Raw genomic sequence first — 25121 nt, forward strand, 5'->3', positions numbered from 1 at the left:
ATTTTAATTTAAGTTTCTTATATTATATTGTAAAAAAGGTAATTATATCATTTATATTATAAAATAAAATTATATATAATTAATAGTTTTTATAATTATAATATATGATTATTTAAAGAATTTTATAGATATAATTATTTTTTTAAATTTGATAAAAAAACTTTTAATATTTTAATAAATATTTTAAACTTATGTTTATCTATTTTTTCTTAAAATTTATAGTTTTTGTATAAAAGGTCTATAATGAAAAAAATGTCCAAAATACCACTTGTGATTTTTCTTTTAATTTCATATTTATATTCAAATTCTCAAGAAAGATTAATACCAGCTATTACACCTATTGAGTGGCTAAAAACAAATATAAATAATCCAAAAGTTGTAATTGTTGATTTACGTCCTTATGATGAATATCAGAAAGGTCATCTTAAAAATGCAGTAAATATTCCAGGTTTAAAATCCTTATTTGATGAAAACTTTTTTATGCCAAAACTTGATATTTTAAAAAAAATATTTAGTGATGCAGGAATAGATTCAGAAAAATTAGTTGTTGCATATGATAATGGTGATTTTATTTGGGCAGCTAGATTTTATTGGATACTTCAAACTTTAGGTCATGAAAATGTTGGGATTTTAAAAGTTGCTTATGGAAAAGAACTGATGAATAATTTTGAAATTTCAACACAAGACACAGTTGCTTTAAAAAGTGAATTTATTCCAAGAATTGATAACTCAAAAATAGAAACAAAATTAAGTACTTTACTTTCAATAGGAAATAAAACTATTATTGATGGAAGACAAGAAGAACATTATGATGGTAAAAAATCAATAGCAAAAAGATTTGGACATATTCCAACAGCCAAAAACTATGCTTGTACACAAAATTTCCAAGTAAATACAACAGGAAATAAAATGAGAGAACTTTCAGAGTTAAAAGAAATTTATAAAGATATACCAAAAGATAAAAAAGTTCTTTTATATTGTGATGGTGGTGCTGATGCAGCGTTAAATTATATAGTTTTACAAGAATTGGGATATAAAGCTGCTGTTTATGATGGTTCTTGGGCAGAATGGGGAAATGATGACTCTGTTCCAATTGAAAATCCATCTAAAAAGTAGTTTGAAAATATGAAAGATTCCATAAAAAGTAAATTAATTCTTATTATTTTAGCTGTAACTTCAATCACGAGTGCTTTAGGTTATATTGGATTTGTTTCTTGGTATATGAATGAACAGTATAAAAAAACCTTAGAATTATCAAATACTATTGGAATTGTTATCTCTCAAGATGTTGGAAAACTTATTCTTTTAGATGATGTATCAGCAGCAGCTGATATATCGACTCAATTAAAATCTTTTACAAATCTTCAAAAGTTAGTTTTATACAAAAAAGATGCAAATGCAATACTTCAGTACAATATAGATAATAAAAGTTTTCAGGTAGAAAAAATAAATTTTGATAATATTGATAAAATTCTTAAATTTGATAATTTAGTAAAAATCTATCATAAAGTAATCTATCAAGGAACTTATTTGGGTGTTGTATCCTTTGAGTTCAAAATAGAATCTTTAAGTGATATTATTAAAAGAGACATTTTCATAATAATCTTGATTTTTTTATATGCTTTAGGAGTTTCTTTTTTACTTGCAAATTTTTTTGCTACAAAATTTACAGAACCAATTTTAAAATTAGTTTGTTTTCTTGAAAGAATTGATAAAACAGAAGCGTTAAGTAAAAGAGTTATTACAAATGAAACAAATGAATTTGGGAAACTCTATAAAGAAGTAAATAAAATGTTAGAAAGAATTGAAAATTCTTATTATGTATTAAAGGTTGCTTCTGCTGCTTTTGAGACACAAAGTGGAATGATAATAACTGATGCAAAACAAAAAATAATTCAAGTAAATAAATCATTTACAAAAATAACGGGATATACTTTAGATGAAGTTATAGGAAAAACTCCAGCTATTTTAAAATCAGGATTACATGATATAAATTTTTATAAAAATATGTATGATTCTTTAGAAAAGAATAACTTCTGGATAGGAGAAATAAATAATTTAAGAAAAGATGGAACAATTATCAATGAACATTTAATTATTCAATCAGTTTTAAATGATAAAGGTGAAATAATTTATTATATAGCATCTTTTTTAGATACAACTAAACAAAAAGAGATAGAAAACCAACTAGAAATAAATCAACAACTTTTATTACAACAATCTAAACTTGCTGCAATGGGAGAAATGTTAGAAAATATTGCCCATCAATGGAGACAACCACTTTCAACAATCACTACATTAACCTCAGGTATTCTTTTAAATAAAGAGTTGAATATTTTAGACGATAATTTCTTGAAAGAAGGACTAAATAATATTACGAAATCAGCAAATTATATGTCTAAAACTATAGATGATTTTAGAGACTTTTATAACAATAAAATAGAAAAAAAAGAGTTCTTTATATCTGAATCTATTGAAAAATCTTTAGTGTTATTGTCTTCAAGACTTAGAAAGAAAGATATTGTAGTTATAAAGGATATAAAAAATATTTCTATTTTAGGTTTTGAGAATGAACTTATTCAAGTTTATATGAATATTTTAAGTAATGCAATAGATTCTTTAGAAAATCTGAATGAAAATGTAAAACTCATTAAAATTAGTTCAAAAATAGAAAATAATAATTTAATTTTAGAATTTTTAGATAATGCAGGTGGAGTTAGAGAAGATATTATAAATAAAATTTTTGATAGTCATTTTAGTACAAAAGATAAAAAAGTTGGCTCAGGAATAGGTTTATATATGTCTAAAATAATTATAGATAAATCAAAAGGTGAATTAAAAGTTTCAAATAAAACTTTTATGTATGAAAATAAAAGTTATATAGGTGCAAATTTTATTATTGTTTTACCTCTTAAATAAATCTAATATGTATTTATTTAAAGGATTGTGCTAGATTTCCAATTATTAATTGCCATCCATCAATTACAATAAAAAAGATAATCTTTATAGGCAAGGATATCATAACAGGTGGTAACATCATCATCCCTAAGCTCATAAGAATTGAAGCTACAATAATATCAATAACTAAAAAAGGTAAAAATATTAAAAATCCAATTTCAAAAGCAGTTCTTAATTCACTTACAATAAATGCTGGCATTAATAAAGTTAAAGGTACATCATCTATATTTTTAGGATTTGGTTCTTTTTTTATTCTATAAAATAGTGCTAAATCAGCTTCTCTTGTATTTTTAATCATAAAATCTTTAAATGGTTTAACACCTTTTTCAAAAGCTTCTTCATAACCAATCTTTTCATCCATATATGGAACTATACCATCTTTCCAAGATTGTTTTGCATAAGGTTCCATAATAAAAATAGTTAAAATTAAAGATAAAGAAATAACAACTTGAGTAGGAGGTGTTTGTTGTAATCCCATTGCTTGTCTTAATAAAGAAAATACTATTACAATTCTTGTAAATGAAGTAACCATAAGTATTAACGTTGGAGCTAATACCATTAAAGTTAGAATAATCGCAATATTGATAGTTTTTACAAATTGTGCTGGTTCATTTAGTGCTGCAACTGATAAGTTTACAATTGGTGCTGTATCTTCTGCAAATGCAAAAATAGAAAAAAACAAAAGAGAAATTATAATTTTCAAAAAAAATCCTATTTAAAAAATGAAGCCAATATTATCTAAAAAATCTTTAAAAGGGTATTCATTATTTAGTTTGCTCAGGAATAGAGATATATCCTAAATCATATAATTTATCATAAATTTTGCTTGCTATATCACCTGCTGCTTCTCCACCATGTCCTCCATGCTCTTCAATAACTGTTACTACATATTGTGGATTTTCAAATGGTGCATAAGTTGTAATCCACGCATGAGATCTTTCAAAATATTTTAACTCGCTCTCTTTCATTCTAACTTTTTCGGATTGAGGAATAGATACAACTTGAGCTGTACCTGTTTTTGATGCAATTGTAACTTTTGATCTAATATGTCTGCTTGCTGTTCCTTTTGGTGCATAAGAAACATCATACATACCTTTTCTCATAATATCCAAATATGATGAAGGAATATCAAGTTCTTTAGGTTCTTCATAATTTGCTTTATAAAAATGTGGTTTTGGAAGTTTCCCTGTAGCTATATAACTTGTATATCTTGCAATTTGAAGAGGTGTTACTAACATATTCCCTTGACCTATAGATGTGATAACTGTTTCTCCCACGTACCAAGGTTGATTGTACTTTTTTTCTTTCCATTCTTTATTTGGATTTACTCCTACAAACTCATTTATTTGATCAACTCCTGTTTGTTGTCCAAATCCTAATTTATCTAAAGTGTGAGAAATTTTATTTATTCCTATTTTTAGACTTCCTTTATAAAAAAAATCATCACAACTTTCACTTATTGCTTTTCTAAAATTAACTGTTCCGTGTCCAGTTGATTTCCAACATCTAAAATTTCTATTTCCAATAGGAAGAGAACCAGAGCAATTTACTGTAAAATTTTCTTTGATACCATTTTCTAAAAATGATAAACCAACTCCCATTTTTATAACTGAACCAGGAGGATATAAACCATTTATAATTTTATTTGTAAAAGGATGGTTAAAATCGTTTCTCATCTCATTCCATTCTTTTACAGAAATACCTCTTGCAAAGATATTATTATCAAATTCAGGAAAAGATGCTGCAGCAAGTAATTCTCCATTTCTTGCATCCATTACAACAATTGCACCACTTTTCCCTGTGAATAACTCTTGAATATATCTTTGAAGATTTATATCAAGAGTAATTTTAATATTGTTATCAATTGAAGCTTCTTTTTCATTTAATATTTCTATTTCTTGATTTAAAGCATTTACTTTAACATCTTTGTAACCCATTTCTCCTTGAAGTTTTGAGTTATAATATTTTTCTAAACCATTTTTCCCAATAATTCCATTATATGAAGATAAGCTATTATTTAAAATATCATATTTTGAGGCTTTACCTACATAACCAATTATATGTGAAGCTACTTCTTTTTGTGGATAATATCTTTTTGATGAAGATTCAATTTTTATATCATCTTCTGAAGCTAAAATGGTATATTTTGAAAAAAATTCTTCATAAGGAACAAAATCAATTATTTGAATAAAATCATGATTATATGAGGAATCATTTTTTTTATACTCTTTTATTAATTTATCTTTTTCATATTGAGGTAAATTTTTTACAATTAAATCAATAGTTTTTTCTAATTGTTCTTTATTTTTATATGAACTTAAATGTGGTTTTACTAATACAGAAAAACCCATTTCATTAATGGCCAATTTTTCACCATTTCTATCTTCAATAATTCCTCTAATAGGTATTTTATTAACTCTATTTATGTAGTTATTTTTAGACAATTCTTCATAATATGTATTTGATTTTATGCTTAAAAAATAGATTCTTGAAAGTAGGGTAACTATTATTGCTATGATTATTAAAAAAATTATGTTTAATCTTATGTTCAAAGAAAGACTCCAAAAAATATTAAATCTATGATTAAATTTACAACTAATGATAAAAATATTCGTTCATCCATACCAAAAGATAAAGACCACATAATAATTAGACCAATATAGAAAAAAAGTATATAAATATAACTATTTGTTAAATTATATGAAGTTGAATTATCAACTTTTGGCAGAATAAAAATATAAATAAATAAAGATAAAAGGCTTAATGAAAATGGTTTTAATCCACTATTAATTTCGATAAATAAAAATGCCAAAATAACAAAAGTTAATGAATACAAATATCTTTTTTTTAAACATCTATAAAAAGCTGTAAAAATTATTCCAGCAAGCATTATAAGTAAAAAATGTATAGATGCAATAGTATTAACAGTAATTGCAATAACTAATACAATAAATAAAAATAATGGATTATCTAGGTTGTTTCTTGTCATATAAATTTATGCTTTATTTTTTGATTGAGTGATGATTATATTATAAAAACTCTTATAAAACCTCAAATTCTATTTTGTGTTTTATTTTTTAACTTTTCATCAATATCTTTTTTATTATTTGATAAATCATAAATAAAGGAAAAAATTTCTGCAACAGCTTTATACATAGAACCTGGTATCTCTTTATCAATATCAATCTGAGATAAAAGTTCTATTAAATCTTCATCTTTTTGAATAGGAATATTATTTTCTTTTGCAATTTTTATGATATTAGATGCAGTTTCCCCTTTTCCTTTTGCTGTTAATTTTGGTGCATTATCTTTTTCAATATCATATTTTAGTGCAACGGCTTTTTGTACAAAGTTTTTATTTATATTTTCTTGCATTTTTATACTCTTATATCAATTCCAGAACTAATACTTTGATTATAGGCATTATTCATATAGACTTGTGTTGGTTTATTCTCTTTTTTTTCATCTTCATTCATATCAAGAAGTTTGATATTTACTGGAATTAAATTTACACTATTTAAAGCAATTTTTAATTTTTGCATATTATCTCTAATTGCAACTTTGAAATGTTCTCTTTGGGCATATATTGTTAAATCAAGTTTATTTTTATCATATAATCCCAGCATTAAATCAACTTTTCCAAAATCTTTTAATGTAAGATTAATTTGACAATAAAATTTATCTTCTTCACCTTTTTTCATATTTATTGTTCCATCTTCCATCATTTCCCAAAAAAATGGAAGATAAACATAATTTGAATTTGAAGTTAAAGAAGTTAATTGATGATAATCTATTTGCGTTAAAAGTTTATCAATTTGTTTTGATATATCTTGAGATTTTGCATCAGTTTTTGAAGATAAATCATCTTGCATTTGTAATAAAACAGATTTCATATCATCTGTAATTTTTACATCTGTTTTAGGATTATTTGATATATCTTGAATTATATGTTCAACTTTATCTACTAATTTTGTTAGATGATTTTGTAAATTTGAATTATTAGGATTTAATACTTCTAAGCTCTCTTTTAAATTGTTTAAAAGAGGAGTTAAATTTGATGCAAAATTATTTGAAAATGTACTTAAATTATTTGAAGAAGTAAGAAGATTTTGTAAATTCTCACCTTTTACAAATAAATCAGGCATTTTTAAAAGATTATCAATCATTGGTAAAATATTTTTATTTTGAAAAATAGGACTTTGAATAATATCATTTTTAATTTGACCTAATAACTCTTTAGTTTGTGTATTAATCACTTCTTTTGCTTGTAGATTTTGTAAAGGAGCATCTTGGGTCATCAAAGAATTTAGTTGAGTTGAAAGATTTGCTAAACTTTGTGTTTGAGTCGGAGTTAATGAATTATTTAAATTTTGTAAAGCTGTTGTAAGAGATTTTAAATTATTAGTAAATTCTACATTTGTATTTGTAGTTTGATTACTATTTTGTGGAGTTTGTAAAAGTTTATTTAAAAGCTCATTTACTTGTTTTGCTTGAGGTGTATTTATATCTTTTACTAAATTTTGAATTTGATTTAAAACACTATTTTCTACTTTTGATTCTACTAAAGAGCCATTATTTACCAAAGAATTTAGTTGAGTAGTAAGATTTGACAAATTTTGTGTTTGAGTTGGAGTTAATGAACTATTTAAATTTTGTAAAGCTGTTGTAAGAGATTTTAAATTATTAGTAAATTCTACATTTGTATTTGTAGTTTGATTACTATTTTGTGGAGTTTGTAAAAGTTTATTTAAAAGCTCATTTACTTGTTTTGCTTGAGGTGTATTTATATCTTTTACTAAATTTTGTATTTGATTTAAAATAGTTTCAAGTTTTGTATTTGAATTTTGTGATAATTTTGATTCTAAAAATACACCTGAATTTTTGAGTTGTTCTTTTAGTGTGTTTGCATCCATATCTTTTATATTTTTTAAAAAATTTTCAATTAATGGTTTAAATTTTTGTAAATTTTCATCTTCAGAAATATTTTCAAGTAAATTTGATAAGTTTGAAGATACATTTCCTAAATCTTTAAAAATATTAGAATTTTTTAAAATATTTTCAATAGTTGTGTTTGATTTTGTTCCATCTTTTAGATTAGTAAATAACTCTTTTAATACATCAGTTGCAGATGTAGAGTTATTTTTAACCATTTGTTCTAAACTTTTAGTATCTGCTTCTTTTAATACATCTTTTAGAACTTTGTTATCATTTGTAGTAAGAATATTTAATAAAGTACTATTTGAAACTAACATGAGTTAAGTATAACATAATCTAAACAGGAATTAAACACTTTTTTAGTTATACTTTTTTTATGAAAAGAAGAACTTTTATTAAATTTACTACTGCTTGGGCTCTTTTATTATCTTCAAATATAGTAATTGCAAGAATTATTTCAAAAAATAATTTAATCATTTTAGATGAAATACTGAATATAATCTTCCCAAAAACTTCAACAATGCCAAGTGCAAGAGAATTTAAAGCTTTAAATTATTTAGTTCAAAATATTTCACATAAAACTTTTGATGATGATGACAAGGTTTTGATTGTTGATGGAACAAAAGATTTTATTGAAAGTTTTCCAGAATTTTTGAATTTGAAAGAAGATGAAAAAAAAGAGTTGATTTTTAGAATTATAAAAAATAGTTCTTATGCAAAATCTTGGATTTCAAAACTTACATATTATGGAGTTGAAGCTATGTTTAGTGACCCAATTTATGGTGGAAACTTTGAACAAATTGGATGGAATAGTGTAAAACATAATATTGGCTATCCACGACCTTTAAAGACTTACGGACAAAAAATATGATATATGATGTTTGTGTTATTGGAAGTGGAGCAGGTGCTGGTCCAATAATCTATGAATTAAGTCGTGCTGGTTTAAAAGTTTGTGTTTTAGAAAAAGGTGATATTTACGATGAAAAAGATTTTTCAAAAGATGAAATTGTAGTACGCCGTGATATTTATACACCAAATTTAAAAGAAGAATATCATACTATTGAAGAGTTTATTGATGGTTCTTGGACTAAGTTTCCAACTTATGAAAGTGGTTGGAGTTTTTGGAATGGCTCACTTCTTGGAGGTTCTTCAAACTTTATGAGTGGATATTTCCATAGACTTAAACCAAATGATTTTAAATTAGCTTCAATTTATGGAGTCCCAAAAAATTCAAATATCGTAGATTGGCCTATAAGTTATGAAGAGTTGGAACCATACTATACAAAAGTTGAAGAGCTTGTTGGAGTTTCTGGAAAGGTTCAAGAATATGCTTTTTTAGAACCAAGAAGTACAAAAGATTTTATTTATCCACCTTTAAATGAAAATAAAATAGTTGATTTGATAGATAAAGTATGTAAAGATTTGGATTATACTTGTATAAAAACTCCAAGAGCAATTATTTCAAAACAAAAAGATTTTAGAAATCCTTGTTATTACTCAAATTATTGTGGTTCATATGCTTGTTCAAGTGGAGCAAAAGGAAGTTCACGGGCAAGTTTAATAAAAGATGCACTTCTTACAAATAATGTAGAAATAATTCCAAATGCTTTTGTTATAAAGTTAAATACAACAACAGATAAAAAGATAAAAAGTGCTACATATTTAACAAAAAATGGAACTAAAAAAGAGCTTGAAGCAAAACTTTTTGTAGTTGCTGCTCAAGCTGTTGAAACTTCAAGATTATTACTTAACTCAAAAGATGAAAATTTCCCCAATGGAGTTGCAAATAATAGTGGAAATGTAGGTAAAAATTTCCTTTCAAGTAGTGGTGGAATAATTAGTGCTACTTTTGATGAAACACATCTTCCTTTAAAAGATTTACATGCTTCTGGACTTTTTGTAAATAGGTCAATTATGGATTGGTATTATACAAAAGAGTTCAAAGGAGGAGTTATTGATGTACTTTTTGAACATCAAAATCCTATACGAAGAGCATCAAGTTTACGATGGGATGAAAATGGAGATTTAAGAATAGGAGAAGAGTTACAAAATACTATATTTGAAACCTTTACAAAAACTAGAACTTTAAATATGGAAATTTTTCTTGATTGGACACCAAATGATAATGCTTTTATAAGTGTTGATGAAAAATATAAAGATAAATATGGCATTCCTGTTGCAAATATAAGAATTGGCGCTCATGAAAGAGATTTGAAAATTGCAAATTTTATAAAAGAAAAAGCACTTAAAGTTTTTGAAAAAATGGGTGGTAAAAATATAGTTTCAGATATATCAGCACTTCCATCTTCCAATTTACAAGCTGGTGGTTGTAGATTTGGAGATAATCCCAAAACTTCAGTTTTAAATAAATATTGTCAAGCTCATGAAGTTTCAAATCTATTTGTTACAGATGGAAGTTTTATGCCAACAGGTGGAAGTGTTCCTTATACATTTACTATTTATGCCAATTCATTTAGAGTTGCAGAATACATAAAAAATAATTATAATAAGATAATAGTTTAAATAATTTTTTAAAATAAAGTTTGATATTATCTGCTGTTTAAAAAATGAGGAGTTTTTTTGTGAAAAAAATAATAATAATTTCAAGTTTAGTTTTATATCTTTTTGCAAGTGATGATTATGTTCCTTTAAGTAATTTATCACAAGAAAAAAAAGTTGAATACAATTTTATAAATAAAAAAACTGAAATTAACACTGCTGGAAACAATGAATATGAAAAAATTGAAAATATAAATAAAAATGATAATATTCAAACATTTAAAGATGAAATAATTGAAGAAAAACAAGAACTATCAAAACCAATAAATAATGAGTTTGTAAGAGAATACAAAAAAGATAATATTTTAAAAGATGAAAAAAAAGTTTCTCAAAGTAATTTTAGTAAAGATTTTTCAATAACACCAAAATTAACATATTCTTTTTTGAAAACAGATATTTATGGTACTAATAAAGTTAGTGTTTTGGATGAAACAAATGAAGTTATTCCAGAAATATCTTTTAAATATAAAAATCATATATTAAAAGCTGATTTTATGGATTCAAAAGCATATTTTAATAATGTACTTTTAATTGGGTCTGATTTAGAAACGACAACAAAATGGAATAAACTATATTATTTATATAATTTTAAAAATGCAAATTTAGGTATAGCTTATAACAAATTTGATTTAGATTGGAAAGTTATAAAATACAATGTTGTATTATCAAATACTGAAGAGTTTCCTACTTTAGAATTTCATATGAAAAATGAAGATGATAAGCTGCAAGTTGAATATGGAGTTTCATATGGAAAAAATCATAATATAGATTATGTTTATGAGTATTATGTAAATCTAGGTTATAAATTACTAAATAATGATGCACTGATTTTAAGTGCAGGATATAAAAATAGAACATTAGATTTTGAAGATGATATAAATGGATATAAATTCCAATATAAAGGACCTATTTTAACTTTAGGTGCAACATTTTAAAACTTGAAACATTACACTTTGTAATATTTTATCTTCTATAAAAAACTTTTAGATATAATAAACTTTATTAGAAAAATAAGGTTTATTATATGCAAAATATCCAAATCTGGCATAATCCAAAATGTTCAAAATCAAGAAATGCAATGACACTTTTAGAAGAAAAAGGTATAAATGCTAATATTGTAAAATATCTAGAAACATCACCTTCAAAAGAGCAATTAAAAGATGTACTAAAAAAATTAAATATGAAAGCTAGTGAGCTTCTTAGAACTGGTGAAGATATTTATAAAGAGTTAAATCTTAAAAATGTAATTGATGAAGAACAATTGATTGAAATTATGGTTGAACATCCAATTTTAATAGAAAGGCCAATTATTATAAAAGGCGATAAAGCTGTAATAGCAAGACCTATTGAAAAATTAGAAGAATTACTTAAATGACTTTTGAAATAAATGAAAAACAACAACGAATCAAATATATAAGAGTTTTAGAAAAATTTTTTACAAGAACTATTTCATTATTAAAAATAGAAAACTTTGATAAAGAATTATTTAAACAAAGAACTAAAAAAAATTACGAAGATATGAAAAAAACTCAAGAAGTTGAATTATATTCAGAATATTATACAAATTTAAAAGTATTTATCTTAAAAACAGTAAATTATACACAAAATCATAGTGAAACTTTTGAGGAAGAAAGAGCAAACTTGTTAAAAGATGCAAATCTTCTTCAAAAAGAAAAAAATAAAAGTAATTATAAAAAAGATAAACATAAAAAACATAAATTTAATGATGGATATTAATGCAAGAAGAGTATAAAAGTTTTAAATTATCTGGAATTATAAAAAAAGTTCTTTATAAAAATGACGAAACAAAATACATAATTGCTGTTTTAGAAAATAATCAAAAAATTTGTGGTGCATATTTTGATACGGATATTGAAAAAATTGTAGGTGAAGAAGTTATATTAAAAGGAAATTGGATTACTCATAAAAAATATGGAGTTCAATTTGAATTTGATACTTTAGAACTTAAAGAAGCAGAAATGTTTTTTTTTCTTACAAAAATTGTAAAAGGTGTTGGAAAAAAATTTGCTCATGAACTTTTGGAAAAATATTCAGAAGATGAATTAGTTGAGATATTAAATGAAAGGTCAAATGAACTTTTAGATTTCAAAGGAATAAAAGATAAAAAACTTGAAACTATTGTTTCTTCTTGGCAAAAATTTAAGCATTTACGTGAATTAGGTTCTTTTTTGGCAAAGTTTGGAGTTACTTCAAATCTTATTACAAAAATATATTCAAGTTTAGGAGAAGTTGAAAATCTTATAGATAAAATCAAAGAAAATCCATATATTTTAATAAACATAAAAGGAATTGGATTTAAAAGAGCTGATGAAATAGCAAAATCTTTAGGAATTGACCCCAAATCAGAGTTTAGAATAATGGCTTGTTTAAACTATACTTTAAGAGAATATTGTGATAACAATGGAAATTCTTCAATAGATAAATTTCATTTGTACAAACTTTTAGATGAAAGTTTGAGATTTTCAAATGAAGAAATGTTATACGAACAGGCAATATCAAAAATGTTAGTTGAAGAAAATATTTTTGTTACAAGTGAAAATAGGCTTGCTCTTTCAATGCTTTATTATGCTGAAAAAAGAATTTTAGATTTTTTTAGTAGACGAAAAAATGAAAAAAACAGAAAAATTATCGCAAACTTTGATGAATATTTAGTAAAAAAACAGCAGACTTTAGGATTTGATTTAAGTGAAGAGCAGAAAAAAGCAGTTGAACTTATAAATAATGGTGATAAAACACTTTTTTTGATAGGTTATGCTGGAACTGGAAAATCAACTTCAAGTAGAGCAATACTAGAACTTCTTGAAGAAATTATGAGTTATGATGATATTATGACTATTGCACTTAGTGGAATAGCATCTCAAAGAATAAGTGATACAACTGGTTATAATTCTTCAACAATACAAAGTTTACTTGTAAAACATAAAGAGAAAGATTTTTTTCCATATAAAGCTATTTTACTTGATGAAGCTTCTATGGTAAATTCTGTAACTTTTTATCAAATTGTTTCAAAAATTGATGATGATACAATTTTTATTATTGTTGGAGATGATGGACAATTACCAGCAATTGGTGCTGGTAATGTATTAGCTGATGCTATAAAATATGAATTAGCTCCAATTTGCAAGCTAACTAAAATTTATAGACAAAATGAAAATCAAGCAATAGCTGTAATTGCAAATGATATAAGAAAAGGTGAATTACCTGATTATAAACAAGAGTATGAAGATTTTAAATTTATTGATGTTTCTATTTCAAATTATTATTCAAGAAAAAATTCAGTTTCTACAAATGAATTTGCTGATTTAAGAGGTGAAAATAGTGAATATATTTTAAATAATATTTTAAATATTTCTTCAACTTATATACAAGATTATTATGATTTTATAAAAAAGAAAAAAATATCAAAAGCTTTGACACTTTTTCAAGTAATTACTCCTATGAAAGGTGGGATTTTAGGTGTTGATAATTTAAATATTCAACTTCAAAAACTTTTTAATCATACAAAAGGAAAAGCTTTTGTATCAAAAATTTATGAATATAAATTAACAGATAAAGTTATTCATATAAAAAATGAAAATATGCGAGCTCAAACAATGAGTATGTATAAAAATGCTTCAACTGATTTTTTAGAAAGAAGAGTTTATAACGGTCAATTAGGACTTATAATAAAGCTTGATTTTGATGAAGAAAAATGTATTGTTTTATATCCAAATGATGATATGGTTGTATTTTATGATTTTGAAAATGTACATCATCTATTATCTTTAGCTTATTGTTTAACTATTCATAAAACTCAAGGTATGGAATATGATAATGCTTTAATTCCTATGAGTTTTTCTCACTATATCATGCATAATACTAAGCTTTTATACACTGCAATTACAAGAGCAAAAAAGATGTGCTTTATTGTAGGAGAAGAAGAAGCTTTTAAAAGTGCTTGTAAAAAACTTGAAATCACTATTAGAGAATCAGTTATAAATGATTTATTAAGTAAAAAAGAGCTAAATATTGACTCTTCTAATATAGAAATGATAAGCGTTTAACGAACATAAAAGCAACTTTTTTGTATTATCTCTAAAATTTTTAAGAGGATTATATTTTATGATAACGTGGATGCAAAGACACAAGAAGTGGCTAGTAATTACTATTTGGATAAGTACAATTGCATTCGTTGGAGCTGGATTTGTTGGTTGGGGTTCTTACGAGTATGGAAAACAAGGCGGAGTAGTAGCAGTTGTTGGTGATAGAGAAATTTCTGTTGAAGAGTATCAACAAGAGTATTCAAATCTTTATGATCAATATTCAAGAATGTTCGGAACAATGTTTAACAAAGAATTAGCTGAACAACTAAAATTAAAAGATGTAGCTTTAAGACAAGCTTTACAAAAAAATCTAATTATGTCTTATGGAGATTCTTTAGGTTTAGATGTTACAAATGAAGAAATTGCTAAAGAGTTACTAAAATATCAAGCTTTCACAAAAGATGGTAAATTTGATAAAGAGACTTATATAAGAGTTTTAGCTCAAAATAGAATGACACCAAAAGATTTTGAAGAATCTTTAAAAAGAGGTCTATTATTACAAAAAGTTCAAAAATTATTTGAAATAAATCCTACTTCAAATGAAATTGAAAATATTAGTAAATTACTTTTTTTAGAAGATGACATTAGTTTTAAAATTTTGTCAATAAATGATATCTCAGTTGATTTAAAAGATGATGAACTAAAAAAATACTGGGAAGAAAATAAAAATTCTTATATGTCAGAAGTTTCATATGATTTACAAATAAAAGAGATACCTTTAGCTTCTGCTAATCCAACAGAAGATGAAATTAAAACTCATTATGAAAAATTTAAAATTGATTATAAACATGAAGATGGAAAAATTAAGTCTTTAGAAGAAGCAAGAGAACAAATAATTAAAGATTTAGATGAAAAATTTACAAAAACAGAAGCTTTAAAAATATATTTAAAACTTAAAAAAGATGAAGATAAATTTGATCTTACTCAAAATTTTGTACAAACTCAACTTCCTTATTCATCAGAAAATAATTTAAAAATTGAAGAATCAAAAGATTTAGAAATTGTAAAACCATTTTTTGAAAATAATAAATATTATATTGTAAAAGTAGTTAAGAAAAATCCTTCAATTACCTTGACTTTCGAACAAGCTTTAGTTCAAGTAAAAACTGATTTTGAAAAAGTATTAAAATCAAAAAAATTAGAAGAAATTGCAAATTCAACACTAAAAGATTTTAAAGGTGAAGAGATTTCAGGTATTACAAGAGAATCAATTACAAAAATTCCTGGTTTAGAACAACAAGAAGCAGCTAAATTTTTAAATCAATTATTTTCTGCAACTACAAAAGAAGGAATTGTAAAATTAGATAATAAAATAGTTCTTTTTAGAATTAATAATTCAAAAATGGCTGATTATAATAAAACAAAAGATGACGTTGTAAAAGGAACAATAATCCAACTTCAAGAAGAGGAATTAATGTTAAACCTAATGAAAAAATTAGAAAATACTTTTACTATTCAATCTTCAATCCAAGAAAAGGAGTAATAATTGAATAATACTTTTTTAGCAATTGACATAGGTTCATCAACAATAACCGCAGTTATTGCAAAACATGATTTAGAAAATAATATAAATATATTAGGTACAGGAATTCAAAAAAGTAATGGTATTAATAAAGGTTTAATTATTAATATTGAAGAAGCTTCAAAAGCTATAAAAGATGCGGTTTCTATTGCAAAAAGAACTACAACAGAATTAGTTGATACAACAGTTGTATCTATTTCTGGAAGTTATTCAAAAAGTATTAGAAGTAGTGGTTCAGTTAATGTTCCAAATGGACTTATAACAGAAACTGAAATAAATCAAGTTATGCAAATGGCATTATACAATGCTACAATTGTTCCAGAATATGAAGTTGTTCATGTTGTTCCAATATTTTTTAAAGTTGATGATTCTGTTGAAGTTGATAATCCTTTAAATATGAACGGAAGTAGACTTGAAGTTTCTGTTTATATTGTAACAGCTAAAAGAACAGCTTTAACTAATATAAAATCAGCATTGAAAATTTCTGGAATAGAAGTAGTTAAATTTGTTTTAGATTCATATGCAGCAGCACTTGCAGTTTTAGATGATCAACAAAAAAAGTTTGGTGCAATAGTTATAAATCTAGGTTCAACAACAACAGAATTTGTCTATTTTAAAGGTAATTCTATAATTTTTAATGGATTTATTCCTGTTGGTTCAAATCATATTACAAATGATTTATCTGTTATGTTACATACTCCTCCAACAGCTGCTGAAAAGATAAAATTAGAATATGGATCACTTATTAGAAATTATTCTCCAAATAATGAATTAGGTGTTACAAAAGTAAAAATTCCTAGAATTGGTGATGAAGAGAGTATCTCAGAAGTTGCATTAGATTATATTCAAACAATTATTCATGCTCGTGTTGAAGAAGATTTGGTTTTAGTAAAAAATAAACTTAAAAAAAGTGGTTTATTAGATAATACAGGTTCTGGAATTGTAATAACAGGAGGAATGAGTTATCTTGATGGAATCAAAAAATTAACTGAAAAGATTTTTGAAGGTATACCAATAAGTGTTTCAAATCCTAAAAATATTAAAAATGGATTTATGAGTTTTGATGAAGCTAATATGGCTACAATTGTTGGATTGTTATTTTATGCTTTAGGAACAAATAGAAGTTATCAATTAGATTCAAGTAAAAAACTAATTAAACCTTTGAGAAAAGATAGAGTTGTTGAGCCTAAAATTTCTGTTTCAAATGCAATTCCTTCTGAAAAACCTACAATGGAAACAAATAATAAAGAACATATTCAAATTAAAGACAATGGAGCGATTTTAACACCTCTAATAAAAGATAAGAAAAAAGGTGTTTCTAAGTTCTGGAGTAAAGTATCGGAGTGGTTTTAATGGAAAATTTATTTAGAGTTGATGATATAAAAGTAGATATGCCAAGTAAAGTTTTATCTGATAATGTAGCAAAAATTGCTGTTATTGGAGTTGGTGGTGGTGGTTGTAATATGATTAACCACATGATAAATGAAGGTTCTCATAAAATTGATTTAATTGCAGCAAATACTGATTTACAAGTGCTTCATATTTCAAAAGCTCCAAAAAAAATCCAACTAGGACTAAAACTTACTAAGGGTTTAGGTGCTGGTATGAAACCAGAAGTTGGACGAGATTCAGCAGTTGAAAGTTATGAAGAGATAAAAGGTTCTTTAAAAGGTGCTGATATTGTATTTATTGCTGCTGGACTTGGTGGAGGTACTGGAACAGGAGCTGCTGCAATTATTGCAAAAGCTGCTAAAGAAATAGGTGCATTAACTGTTTCTGTTGTAACAAAACCATTTACTTGGGAAGGTAAAAAAAGAGCAGGATTAGCAAATCTTGGACTTGAAGAACTAAAAAAAGTAAGTGATTCAATCATTATTGTTCCAAATGATAGATTATTAGAAATTATTGATGAAAATGTAGGTATGAAAGATGCTTTTAAAATAATTGATAATATTTTATATCAAGCTGTAAATGGTATGTCTGAAGTGATTTTAAATCCTGGAAATTCAGATATTAATACAGACTTTGCAGATGTTAAAACTATTATGCAACACAAAGGTATGGCTTTAATGGGAATAGGGCGAGCAAAAGGTGAAAATGCTGCTCAAAGAGCTTTAGAAGATGCTATTGATTCTCCATTACTTGATAAAGTTTCATTAAATGGTGCAAAAGGAATTTTAATTCATTTTAATATTCATCCACAAGTTTCATTATTTGCAATAAATGATGTTATGGGAACTATAAATGAAAGAATGGATTCAAATGCAGAGATTATTTTTGGTACAACTTCTGATAGTACTTTAGAAAAAGATGAAGTAAAAATCACTATTGTTGCAACAGGTTTTGAATCAAGAAATGAAGAAGTTGAAGAAACAGCAGAGGGAATAGAAGAAAATAGTAATCAAAGTGCAGTTATTGCTGATAGTGAAAATTATTTAGATATTCCACCTTTAATGAGAGATTATATTGTTCAATATCAATTAAATTAATATTATATTAAAAAAAGGGGTTTAAATTTTAAAGTTTAAACTCCTTTTTTTTCTTTTTTAAATCTGAAAATCAACAGGTTTATTTTTATTTTCATCATCCCATTCAAAGATAAAACACATAGGAAGCTTATTATATTTATTTAGAATTTTTGCAGTTATTAATGCAGAAATAAATATTGAAATAATTGCAATAGCAGACGCAAAAGCTAATGTTGAAAGACCAGACAATCCTTGTCCTACTGTACATCCAATAGCCATAATTCCACCTGTCCCCATCAATGCTCCACCAATCATATTATATTTTACTTTATTGATATTTTTATTTGCAGTACATCCAAAACTATATTTTTTATTAAAAAATGACATAGTAAAAGTTCCTACTAAAACACCAATAACCATACAAATGCTAAATATTACTTCATTTACTTGATAATATGTAAACAATTCTAAAGTTTTTGCTGTTGGATAGACAAAACTTATTCCTGTTAGTTCTATACTTCTTTCCATACTTTCTTGACCGATATAACCACTTACAAACCAAGCAGCACTTACAAGTAATCCTATTAAAATTCCATCTATTAAAGTAAATACTCTTTTTATTCTTTTATTTACTGTATAAAAAAGAATAACAAATAAAATAGCTAAAACTATATATATGTTCATTTGAGTATTCGTAATATACGAAGAAATATTTATTAAAAATTCATTATTAATAAATGGATTAAATATATCAAATAAAAGTCCTTTAGTTGTTGCATATGCAAAAATAGCTATAAAAATTAGAGTAATTAATGCATTTGTATCACCTTGTGCATATTTAATTAAACTTCTACTACTACAACCATCAGCAATCATCATTCCACTACCAAATAACAGTCCACCTAAAATTATTGCAAAATAGTTTATATTACTTTTAAAATAATTTGTTTGTGTTAAATCTAATTCAAAATACTTAGAGATAATTGTTGTTGAAATAATTGCAACAATCATTGCCATAATAACAGAAGCACCTCTTTTTGTAGATTTTATTAAAATATAATCTTTTATTGAACCACTAAAACAAAATTGATTTTTTTGGGCAATTATTCCAAAAAAGATTCCTATTATTAATCCTAAAATATTAACTATTTGATAAGTTTCTAATTCAAACATTTTATACCTCGTCCTCATCTTCTGCTTTCATATCCTCTAAATCTTTAAGGATATTTATAGCTTCTTCTTCTGTTAAAAGTTTTTTTTCAATATGAAGTAAAACTTCATCATAAAATTTTTTTACATCCAATATATAATCTAATTCAATTTTTAAATCTTTATCATCTTTATCTTTTGAAATTAATTTCTCTAATGCTTTTAGTTCAGTATCTACTTCTATTAAAACATCACTTTTTAAAATTTTTTCTAATTCATTAATTTTATTCATTTTCTATTCCTTTTATTTAGTATGATTATTAACTGTTGTTGGTATAGTATTTCCACTTGCCTGATATATCAATGAATCAGGGTATTTTTGGTAATGATTTCTTACAACTTGTGCTAATTCTTTTTTTGTATTTTCATCTATTAAGCCATTGTCATTTATAGTTTTAGTAATTTCTAATAAAAGTTTATCTTGTGGATTTGGAACTTTTTCTATCCAAGATTCTAAAAGTTTTTTATTTACAAATTTTGGAAGTGAGCCCATAATTCCAATATCATTTTCATTATGTACTAAAAGTCCAGAAGTTGTTCCTCTATCTAAAGTTAAAACTTGAAATAGATATAACGTGTGATAATCAAGTTGTTTTTTAATATCTTGAACACTAAATGTTTGTCTATTTAAAAAAGCATTTTTTAAAATCAAAATATATCTATCTATAATAATTTCACCAAAATTTAAAGCAAATGCAAAATCTTTTTCTTTATCTTGAGTTTTATAATTTTCTAAATAAAAATGAGAAATTCCTCTGTGTCTATTTAATGCTGGAATAAAAAAGTATTTTTCACCTTGTTTTACTCCTTCTTCAAAAGTCTCTTTAGAAGCCTCTTTTATAGCTTTTTCAAAAACTTTTTTATCTTCAATATTTTCAATACTTGGATTTAAATCAGCCATAATTCGCCAATAAGAGTTCCCATCTTTTAAAATAGTTAAACTAATATGAATATGAATAGATGGTAAGTTTGGATTTTTTGGATGAATTATGGTTGAAATAGCTGTTGCACTATCTAAACTTTTTGTTGAATCATCTTCATAATGAACTTGCGATACATTTACACTAGCTCTATTAAAAAATATTTCATCTCTTGCTTCAAATCTACTTCCACCACCAAAAGTTCCACCATTTCTTAGCCAAATAACTTCTTCAAATTTTTTATCTTCTCCAAATTTTTCACTTAAATCATTTAGTTTTTCTACAAATCTTGTTTGTAAACTTCTAACTAATTCATAAGCTTTTTTAGCATCTTGTGATTTAGCAAATATCAAACTCATTTACAAATCTCCTTTAAACAATCTTCAAAATCTCCAAATATCATCTTTTGTATACTACAAGCAATCATTAAATTTATAGAATAATCAAAATCCTCAATAACTCTATTTTCTAAATCATAAGTTACATTATCTATAACTTTTTTTTCATCTTTTGAAAAACTATCTATATAATTTTGCTCTTTTTTCATATAACCATATACTTTTTTCCCTAATGCAGTTGCATAACCACATTCCCAAACTGTTCCACTATCTACTTCTTTTCCTCTAAATGAGTTTAAATTTGCAATAACAATATCACATTGATTTATCAAGTTTACATTAGCTTTAAAAATATCTTGTGCAATTTTTCTTTTTTCTTGATTGAAATCTACGATATTATCAAGTGGATATAAACCTTCAAAACCATAGTTTTTACTAAGTTGTACATACTTTTTACCAATCTCTATGGAATTACTTTCAAAAACATCAAATCCTGCTATATATATCTTTTTCATGGGCTAATTATATATAAATTTACTTATGAATAAGAAAGAAAATCTTACAATGATAAAAAAGCAAAGGAGCGAATATGAAAAATATTTTGAATTACATCAAAATTAATGAACTTATTTCAACTTCTGGTCAGCCAAAAATTGAAGAGTTTGATTTGATAAAAGATGAAGGTTTTGAAGTAGTTATTAATCTAGCTTTATGTGATGCTTCTAATGCTATTGAAAATGAAGATAAAGTAGTGACAAATCTTGGAATGAGTTATTTTCATATTCCTGTAGATTTTGAAAATCCAAAGCCAAGTGATTTAAAACTTTTTTTAAATACTATGCAAGCCCTTGGAGCAAATAAAGTTTGGGTGCATTGTGCTAAAAATTATAGAGTTAGTGCATTTATGTATGTTTATCATAAATATATTTTAAAAACTCCATTTGAAGAGATTGATTTGTCAATATTTAATATTTGGAATCCAGATAAAACTTGGCAAGAACTTATGAAAATAAGTTTGGATGATTTGTACAAGGCATAAGACTAAATAACTTTCTTATGATAGTTTAGCTAGACTATCAGGCTTAAAAACTTTACAGTTGGGATTAATTTTGAAAATAGAGACAAAAGTAGAAAAATTTAATGAACCTTTATATTTAGAAAGTGGAAGATTATTAGAATCTTTTGAAATCATATATGAAACATATGGTGAACTAAATGAAGATAAATCAAATGTTATTGTTATTTGTCATCCATTATCTTTAAGTCATCATGCAGCTGGGCGTTATGCAGATGAAGTAAAACCTGGTTGGTGGGATAAATTTATAGGTGATGGAAAGGCTATTGATACAACAAAATATTTTGTAATTTGTTCAAATAATATAGGAAGTTCTTATGGTTCAACAAGTCCTATGAGTATTGACCCTTCAACAAAAAAAGAGTATAGATTAAAATTTCCAGTTATTACAATATCAGATATTGTAAAAGCTCAAATGAAACTATATAAAAAACTAGGAATTTCTAATGCTGTTGCAGTTGTTGGTGGAAGTTTAGGTGGAATGCAGGCACTTTGTTATGCTATTGAATATCCAAATTTTGCAAAAGAAATTATTGCAATGGCAACAACTGCATATACAAGACCTTGGGCTATAGCTTTTAATAAAATTGGAATGGAAGCTTTACGACATGACCCAATTTTTAAAAATGGAAATTATACTAAAGATGATTTAAAAGCTTTAGGACTTCCTGGTCTTGCTATTGGAAGAATGGCAGGATTAATCTGTTATTTAAGTCCAACTTTATTTAATAATAAATTTGGAAGAGAATATTCTGCAACTGATGGATTATATGAACTTTTTGGAAGATTTGAAGTAGAAAAATATTTGGAATATAACGCATATAGTTTTCCAAAGTATTTTGATCCACTTTCATATTTGTATACTTGTAAAACAATGAATATTTTTGATGCAGGAAGAAACAAAGATAAACTTGAAGATTCGTTTGATAAGATTCAATCAAATTTGCATTTGATTGCATTTAGTGATGATATGTTATTTTTTCCAGAAGAAATGGAAGAAATACGAGATATTATGATAAAACTTGGACATGAAAAACAAGTAACATATAAATTGATACAAAGCCAATCAGGACATGATTCTTTTTTAGTTGAAGTTGAAAAATTTGAAAATTATGTGAAAGAAATTTTAAAAGATAAATAGTTTTTATTATTTCCCAGATGAAAGTATAGCTTTATGAATATAATAGTTTATACGATAAATATGAATACTTACTCTATTTATCCATCTAATAGCTTCTAATCTATCAGAACCATCTGGCACATCAAGTTCGCCTGTTGCGATTTTATTTGCAATATCTTCTCTGTATTGTTGTCTTATCTTTTCAATATCTTTAGTTAATTCTTCACTATTTTTTATTAGTTGGTTCCAATTATTTGTTTTTTGAACTAAAATGGTACTTAAAATATTTGTATGAAATTGATTTAATATATCTTTTAGTTCAATTATATTTTTTGCACAAATAATTCTATCTTCTTCCTCTTCACATCTTTCATGTAATCTTTGAAGATGGTCTATTGCATGAATTAAATCAACTAAATAAGCCCAATCAGGACTGTCTTTTTGTTTAATATGAATTTTGTCTAAAAATTTATGAGTAATATTTAATATATTTTGAACTTCTTTTATATCCATTCTTTGATATTTTGATTCTTTATTTAATATGAATTCTATATGTTTTAAAATAGTAATATACTCTTTAATGATACTTTGTAGTGTGGCATTTAATGCAAGTTTGGGTTCTTTTAAAAATTCTTCATTTAAATTGTTAATAGAATTATTTGAATTTTCTTTTATTAATTTTTTTATGAAATTTGCAAAAATATTTGTAAATGGTAGAATAAGTAATACACTTATAATATTGTATGAACTATGAAATACAACTACAGCAATTTGAGCATTTTCTAAAATAAATTCGGGTTTTATATAATTTAGAATTGAAATAAAAGGTGTAATAAACAAAAAAGCAAATATAGCACTAATAAAGTTATATATTACATGAGAAAATCCTGTCCTTTTTGCATTGATATTTGCTCCAATTGTCGCCATTGCAGCTGTAACAGTTGTACCTACATCCATACCAATAATTAAAGCTAAAGCTTGTTCAAAATTTACTGCACCACCATAAAGTAGAGTTAAAGTCATAGCAATTCCAGCACTAGAAGCTTGAGTAATCATAGTAATACCAATACCAATAGCAATTAGTAAAAGTCTTCCTCCAAAAGAATCATTAGGTAAAAGATCAGGAGTTAAGATATTTTCAAATCCTGAAACAGCTTCTTGCATTGTGCTAATACCTACAAAAATAAGTCCAAAACCAGCTAGTGTAAAACCAGCAGAAGCAACATTTTCTTTTGCGAAAAGTTTTAAAATTGCGCCTAAAAATATAAAAGGTAAAACAAAAGTTTCAAGATTAAATTTAAATCCAAAGATAGCAACTAACCAACCTGTAAAAGTACTTCCTATATTTGCACCAAAAATAATACCTAAAGATTGGGAAAAACTAATAATTCCAGCACCTACAAAACCAACAGCAGCAACTGTTGTAGCACTTGAAGATTGTAATAAAGTAGTCATAATAGCACCACTTAAAGCACCACTATAAGGACTTTTTGTAAAGTGTAACATGGCATTTCTCAATGTATCACCTGCAAGTGATTGTAAACCTTTTGTCATGATTATTAAACCAATCAAAAATATACCAAGCCCTCCTAGTAGAGTAACAATAACAAGTATTTTTGAAAAATCTATCATGTAAACACCAATGTTTTTTTTAGTTTACATATTTTTTTATTAATTATAGATATAATAGACTCTTATATAAATAATAATGAGGATATTGTATGAATGAAGAGATTAGTTTTGAAGAAAAAGTTTTAAAAGCAAAAGAACTTTTAGAAAAATTATCAAATCCACAAATTACATTAAGTGATTCTATAAAACTTTATAAAACAGGAATAAAAGAACTAGAAGAAGCTCAAAAGCTTCTTGATGAAGCTAAGCTTATCTTCTCTGTTGAAAATAAAAATTAATCTG

Annotated in this window: 24 protein-coding genes; 14 read left to right on the forward strand and 10 right to left on the reverse strand. The window is 25.2% G+C overall.

Annotation, left to right across the window (positions count from 1 at the left end):
• Window positions 1-243: 243 nt before the first annotated feature.
• Both ADFLV_RS06055 and ADFLV_RS06060 read left to right on the forward strand, forming a co-directional pair.
• Entirely contained in the window at window positions 244-1116 is an 873-nt protein-coding gene (locus ADFLV_RS06055; RefSeq protein WP_014473957.1) for a sulfurtransferase, read from the forward strand.
• A gap of 9 nt (window positions 1117-1125) precedes the next feature.
• Window positions 1126-2919, forward strand: coding sequence for a sensor histidine kinase (locus ADFLV_RS06060; RefSeq protein WP_129011060.1), 1794 nt, complete (start codon window positions 1126-1128; stop codon window positions 2917-2919).
• Window positions 2920-2932: 13 nt separating this feature from the next.
• Here the strand turns inward: ADFLV_RS06060 and fliP are convergent, their stop codons facing one another.
• From fliP to ADFLV_RS06085, 5 genes are all read right to left on the reverse strand, one after another.
• Window positions 2933-3661, reverse strand: coding sequence for a flagellar type III secretion system pore protein FliP (gene fliP / locus ADFLV_RS06065; RefSeq protein WP_129011059.1), 729 nt, complete (start codon window positions 3659-3661; stop codon window positions 2933-2935).
• 61 nt (window positions 3662-3722) lie between these two features.
• Window positions 3723-5510, reverse strand: a complete 1788-nt coding sequence (mrdA, locus tag ADFLV_RS06070; protein WP_014473960.1) for a penicillin-binding protein 2 — start codon at window positions 5508-5510, stop codon at window positions 3723-3725.
• Entirely contained in the window at window positions 5507-5947 is a 441-nt protein-coding gene (locus ADFLV_RS06075; RefSeq protein WP_014473961.1) for a hypothetical protein, read from the reverse strand. Before ADFLV_RS06075 ends, mrdA begins: the two co-directional genes overlap by 4 nt.
• Before the next feature lie 62 nt (window positions 5948-6009).
• Window positions 6010-6333 carry an EscU/YscU/HrcU family type III secretion system export apparatus switch protein gene (locus ADFLV_RS06080; RefSeq protein ID WP_014473962.1) on the reverse strand — a complete coding sequence of 108 codons (324 nt, stop codon included), beginning with the start codon at window positions 6331-6333 and terminating at the stop codon, window positions 6010-6012.
• Between the two features lie 2 nt (window positions 6334-6335).
• On the reverse strand, window positions 6336-8210 hold the full coding sequence (locus ADFLV_RS06085) for a flagellar hook-length control protein FliK (RefSeq protein WP_129011058.1): 1875 nt from the start codon (window positions 8208-8210) through the stop codon (window positions 6336-6338).
• A 59-nt stretch (window positions 8211-8269) separates the two neighbouring features.
• Between ADFLV_RS06085 and ADFLV_RS06090 the strand changes: the two genes are divergently transcribed.
• The 9 genes from ADFLV_RS06090 to ftsZ all read left to right on the forward strand — a co-directional run bounded on the left by ADFLV_RS06090 (window position 8270) and on the right by ftsZ (window position 18566).
• The gene (locus tag ADFLV_RS06090; RefSeq protein ID WP_129011057.1) at window positions 8270-8764 is read left to right on the forward strand and encodes a gluconate 2-dehydrogenase subunit 3 family protein; all 495 of its coding nucleotides are present in this window, start codon (window positions 8270-8272) and stop codon (window positions 8762-8764) included.
• Complete coding sequence (locus tag ADFLV_RS06095; RefSeq protein WP_129011056.1) at window positions 8761-10416, forward strand: GMC family oxidoreductase; 1656 nt, start codon at window positions 8761-8763, stop codon at window positions 10414-10416. The genes ADFLV_RS06090 and ADFLV_RS06095 overlap by 4 nt, the downstream gene beginning before the upstream one ends.
• 59 nt (window positions 10417-10475) lie before the next feature.
• The gene (locus ADFLV_RS06100; protein ID WP_129011055.1) at window positions 10476-11387 is read left to right on the forward strand and encodes a hypothetical protein; all 912 of its coding nucleotides are present in this window, start codon (window positions 10476-10478) and stop codon (window positions 11385-11387) included.
• A gap of 89 nt (window positions 11388-11476) precedes the next feature.
• On the forward strand, window positions 11477-11827 hold the full coding sequence (gene arsC / locus ADFLV_RS06105) for an arsenate reductase (glutaredoxin) (protein ID WP_014473967.1): 351 nt from the start codon (window positions 11477-11479) through the stop codon (window positions 11825-11827).
• Entirely contained in the window at window positions 11824-12189 is a 366-nt protein-coding gene (locus tag ADFLV_RS06110) for a hypothetical protein (RefSeq protein WP_129011054.1), read from the forward strand. The genes arsC and ADFLV_RS06110 overlap by 4 nt, the downstream gene beginning before the upstream one ends.
• Entirely contained in the window at window positions 12189-14516 is a 2328-nt protein-coding gene (locus ADFLV_RS06115; protein ID WP_129011053.1) for an AAA family ATPase, read from the forward strand. The genes ADFLV_RS06110 and ADFLV_RS06115 overlap by 1 nt, the downstream gene beginning before the upstream one ends.
• Before the next feature lie 58 nt (window positions 14517-14574).
• Complete coding sequence (locus tag ADFLV_RS06120) at window positions 14575-16038, forward strand: peptidylprolyl isomerase (protein ID WP_129011052.1); 1464 nt, start codon at window positions 14575-14577, stop codon at window positions 16036-16038.
• Window positions 16039-16041: 3 nt separating this feature from the next.
• A complete protein-coding gene (gene ftsA / locus ADFLV_RS06125) occupies window positions 16042-17430 on the forward strand; it encodes a cell division protein FtsA (protein WP_014473971.1) in 1389 nt (462 codons plus the stop codon).
• A complete protein-coding gene (ftsZ, locus tag ADFLV_RS06130; RefSeq protein WP_014473972.1) occupies window positions 17430-18566 on the forward strand; it encodes a cell division protein FtsZ in 1137 nt (378 codons plus the stop codon). The genes ftsA and ftsZ overlap by 1 nt, the downstream gene beginning before the upstream one ends.
• Window positions 18567-18623: 57 nt before the next feature.
• Here ftsZ and ADFLV_RS06135 read toward each other — a convergent pair whose 3' ends face one another.
• The 4 genes from ADFLV_RS06135 to ADFLV_RS06150 are packed head-to-tail and all read right to left on the reverse strand — an operon-like array spanning window position 18624 to window position 21527.
• Window positions 18624-19718, reverse strand: coding sequence for a YeeE/YedE family protein (locus tag ADFLV_RS06135; protein ID WP_129011051.1), 1095 nt, complete (start codon window positions 19716-19718; stop codon window positions 18624-18626).
• Window position 19719: 1 nt separating this feature from the next.
• Window positions 19720-19986 carry a hypothetical protein gene (locus tag ADFLV_RS06140; RefSeq protein ID WP_129011050.1) on the reverse strand — a complete coding sequence of 89 codons (267 nt, stop codon included), beginning with the start codon at window positions 19984-19986 and terminating at the stop codon, window positions 19720-19722.
• Window positions 19987-19998: 12 nt separating this feature from the next.
• Complete coding sequence (locus ADFLV_RS06145) at window positions 19999-21033, reverse strand: coproporphyrinogen III oxidase (RefSeq protein WP_129011049.1); 1035 nt, start codon at window positions 21031-21033, stop codon at window positions 19999-20001.
• Window positions 21030-21527, reverse strand: coding sequence for a nucleoside 2-deoxyribosyltransferase (locus ADFLV_RS06150; RefSeq protein WP_129011048.1), 498 nt, complete (start codon window positions 21525-21527; stop codon window positions 21030-21032). Before ADFLV_RS06150 ends, ADFLV_RS06145 begins: the two co-directional genes overlap by 4 nt.
• 74 nt (window positions 21528-21601) lie before the next feature.
• On the opposite strand from ADFLV_RS06150, the gene ADFLV_RS06155 reads away from it, so the two are divergent.
• Both ADFLV_RS06155 and metX read left to right on the forward strand, forming a co-directional pair.
• A complete protein-coding gene (locus tag ADFLV_RS06155) occupies window positions 21602-22051 on the forward strand; it encodes a protein tyrosine phosphatase family protein (protein ID WP_129011047.1) in 450 nt (149 codons plus the stop codon).
• Between the two features lie 70 nt (window positions 22052-22121).
• Complete coding sequence (metX, locus tag ADFLV_RS06160; protein ID WP_014473978.1) at window positions 22122-23228, forward strand: homoserine O-acetyltransferase MetX; 1107 nt, start codon at window positions 22122-22124, stop codon at window positions 23226-23228.
• Between the two features lie 6 nt (window positions 23229-23234).
• Here the strand turns inward: metX and ADFLV_RS06165 are convergent, their stop codons facing one another.
• Window positions 23235-24839, reverse strand: a complete 1605-nt coding sequence (locus ADFLV_RS06165) for a Na/Pi cotransporter family protein (RefSeq protein WP_014473979.1) — start codon at window positions 24837-24839, stop codon at window positions 23235-23237.
• An 89-nt stretch (window positions 24840-24928) separates the two neighbouring features.
• Between ADFLV_RS06165 and xseB the strand changes: the two genes are divergently transcribed.
• Window positions 24929-25117: an exodeoxyribonuclease VII small subunit gene (gene xseB / locus ADFLV_RS06170; RefSeq protein ID WP_014473980.1), complete on the forward strand. Its 189-nt coding sequence runs from the start codon at window positions 24929-24931 to the stop codon at window positions 25115-25117.
• Window positions 25118-25121 lie beyond the last annotated feature (4 nt).

Source organism: Arcobacter defluvii (assembly GCF_013201725.1).
In the GTDB taxonomy this organism is placed as follows: domain Bacteria; phylum Campylobacterota; class Campylobacteria; order Campylobacterales; family Arcobacteraceae; genus Aliarcobacter; species Aliarcobacter defluvii.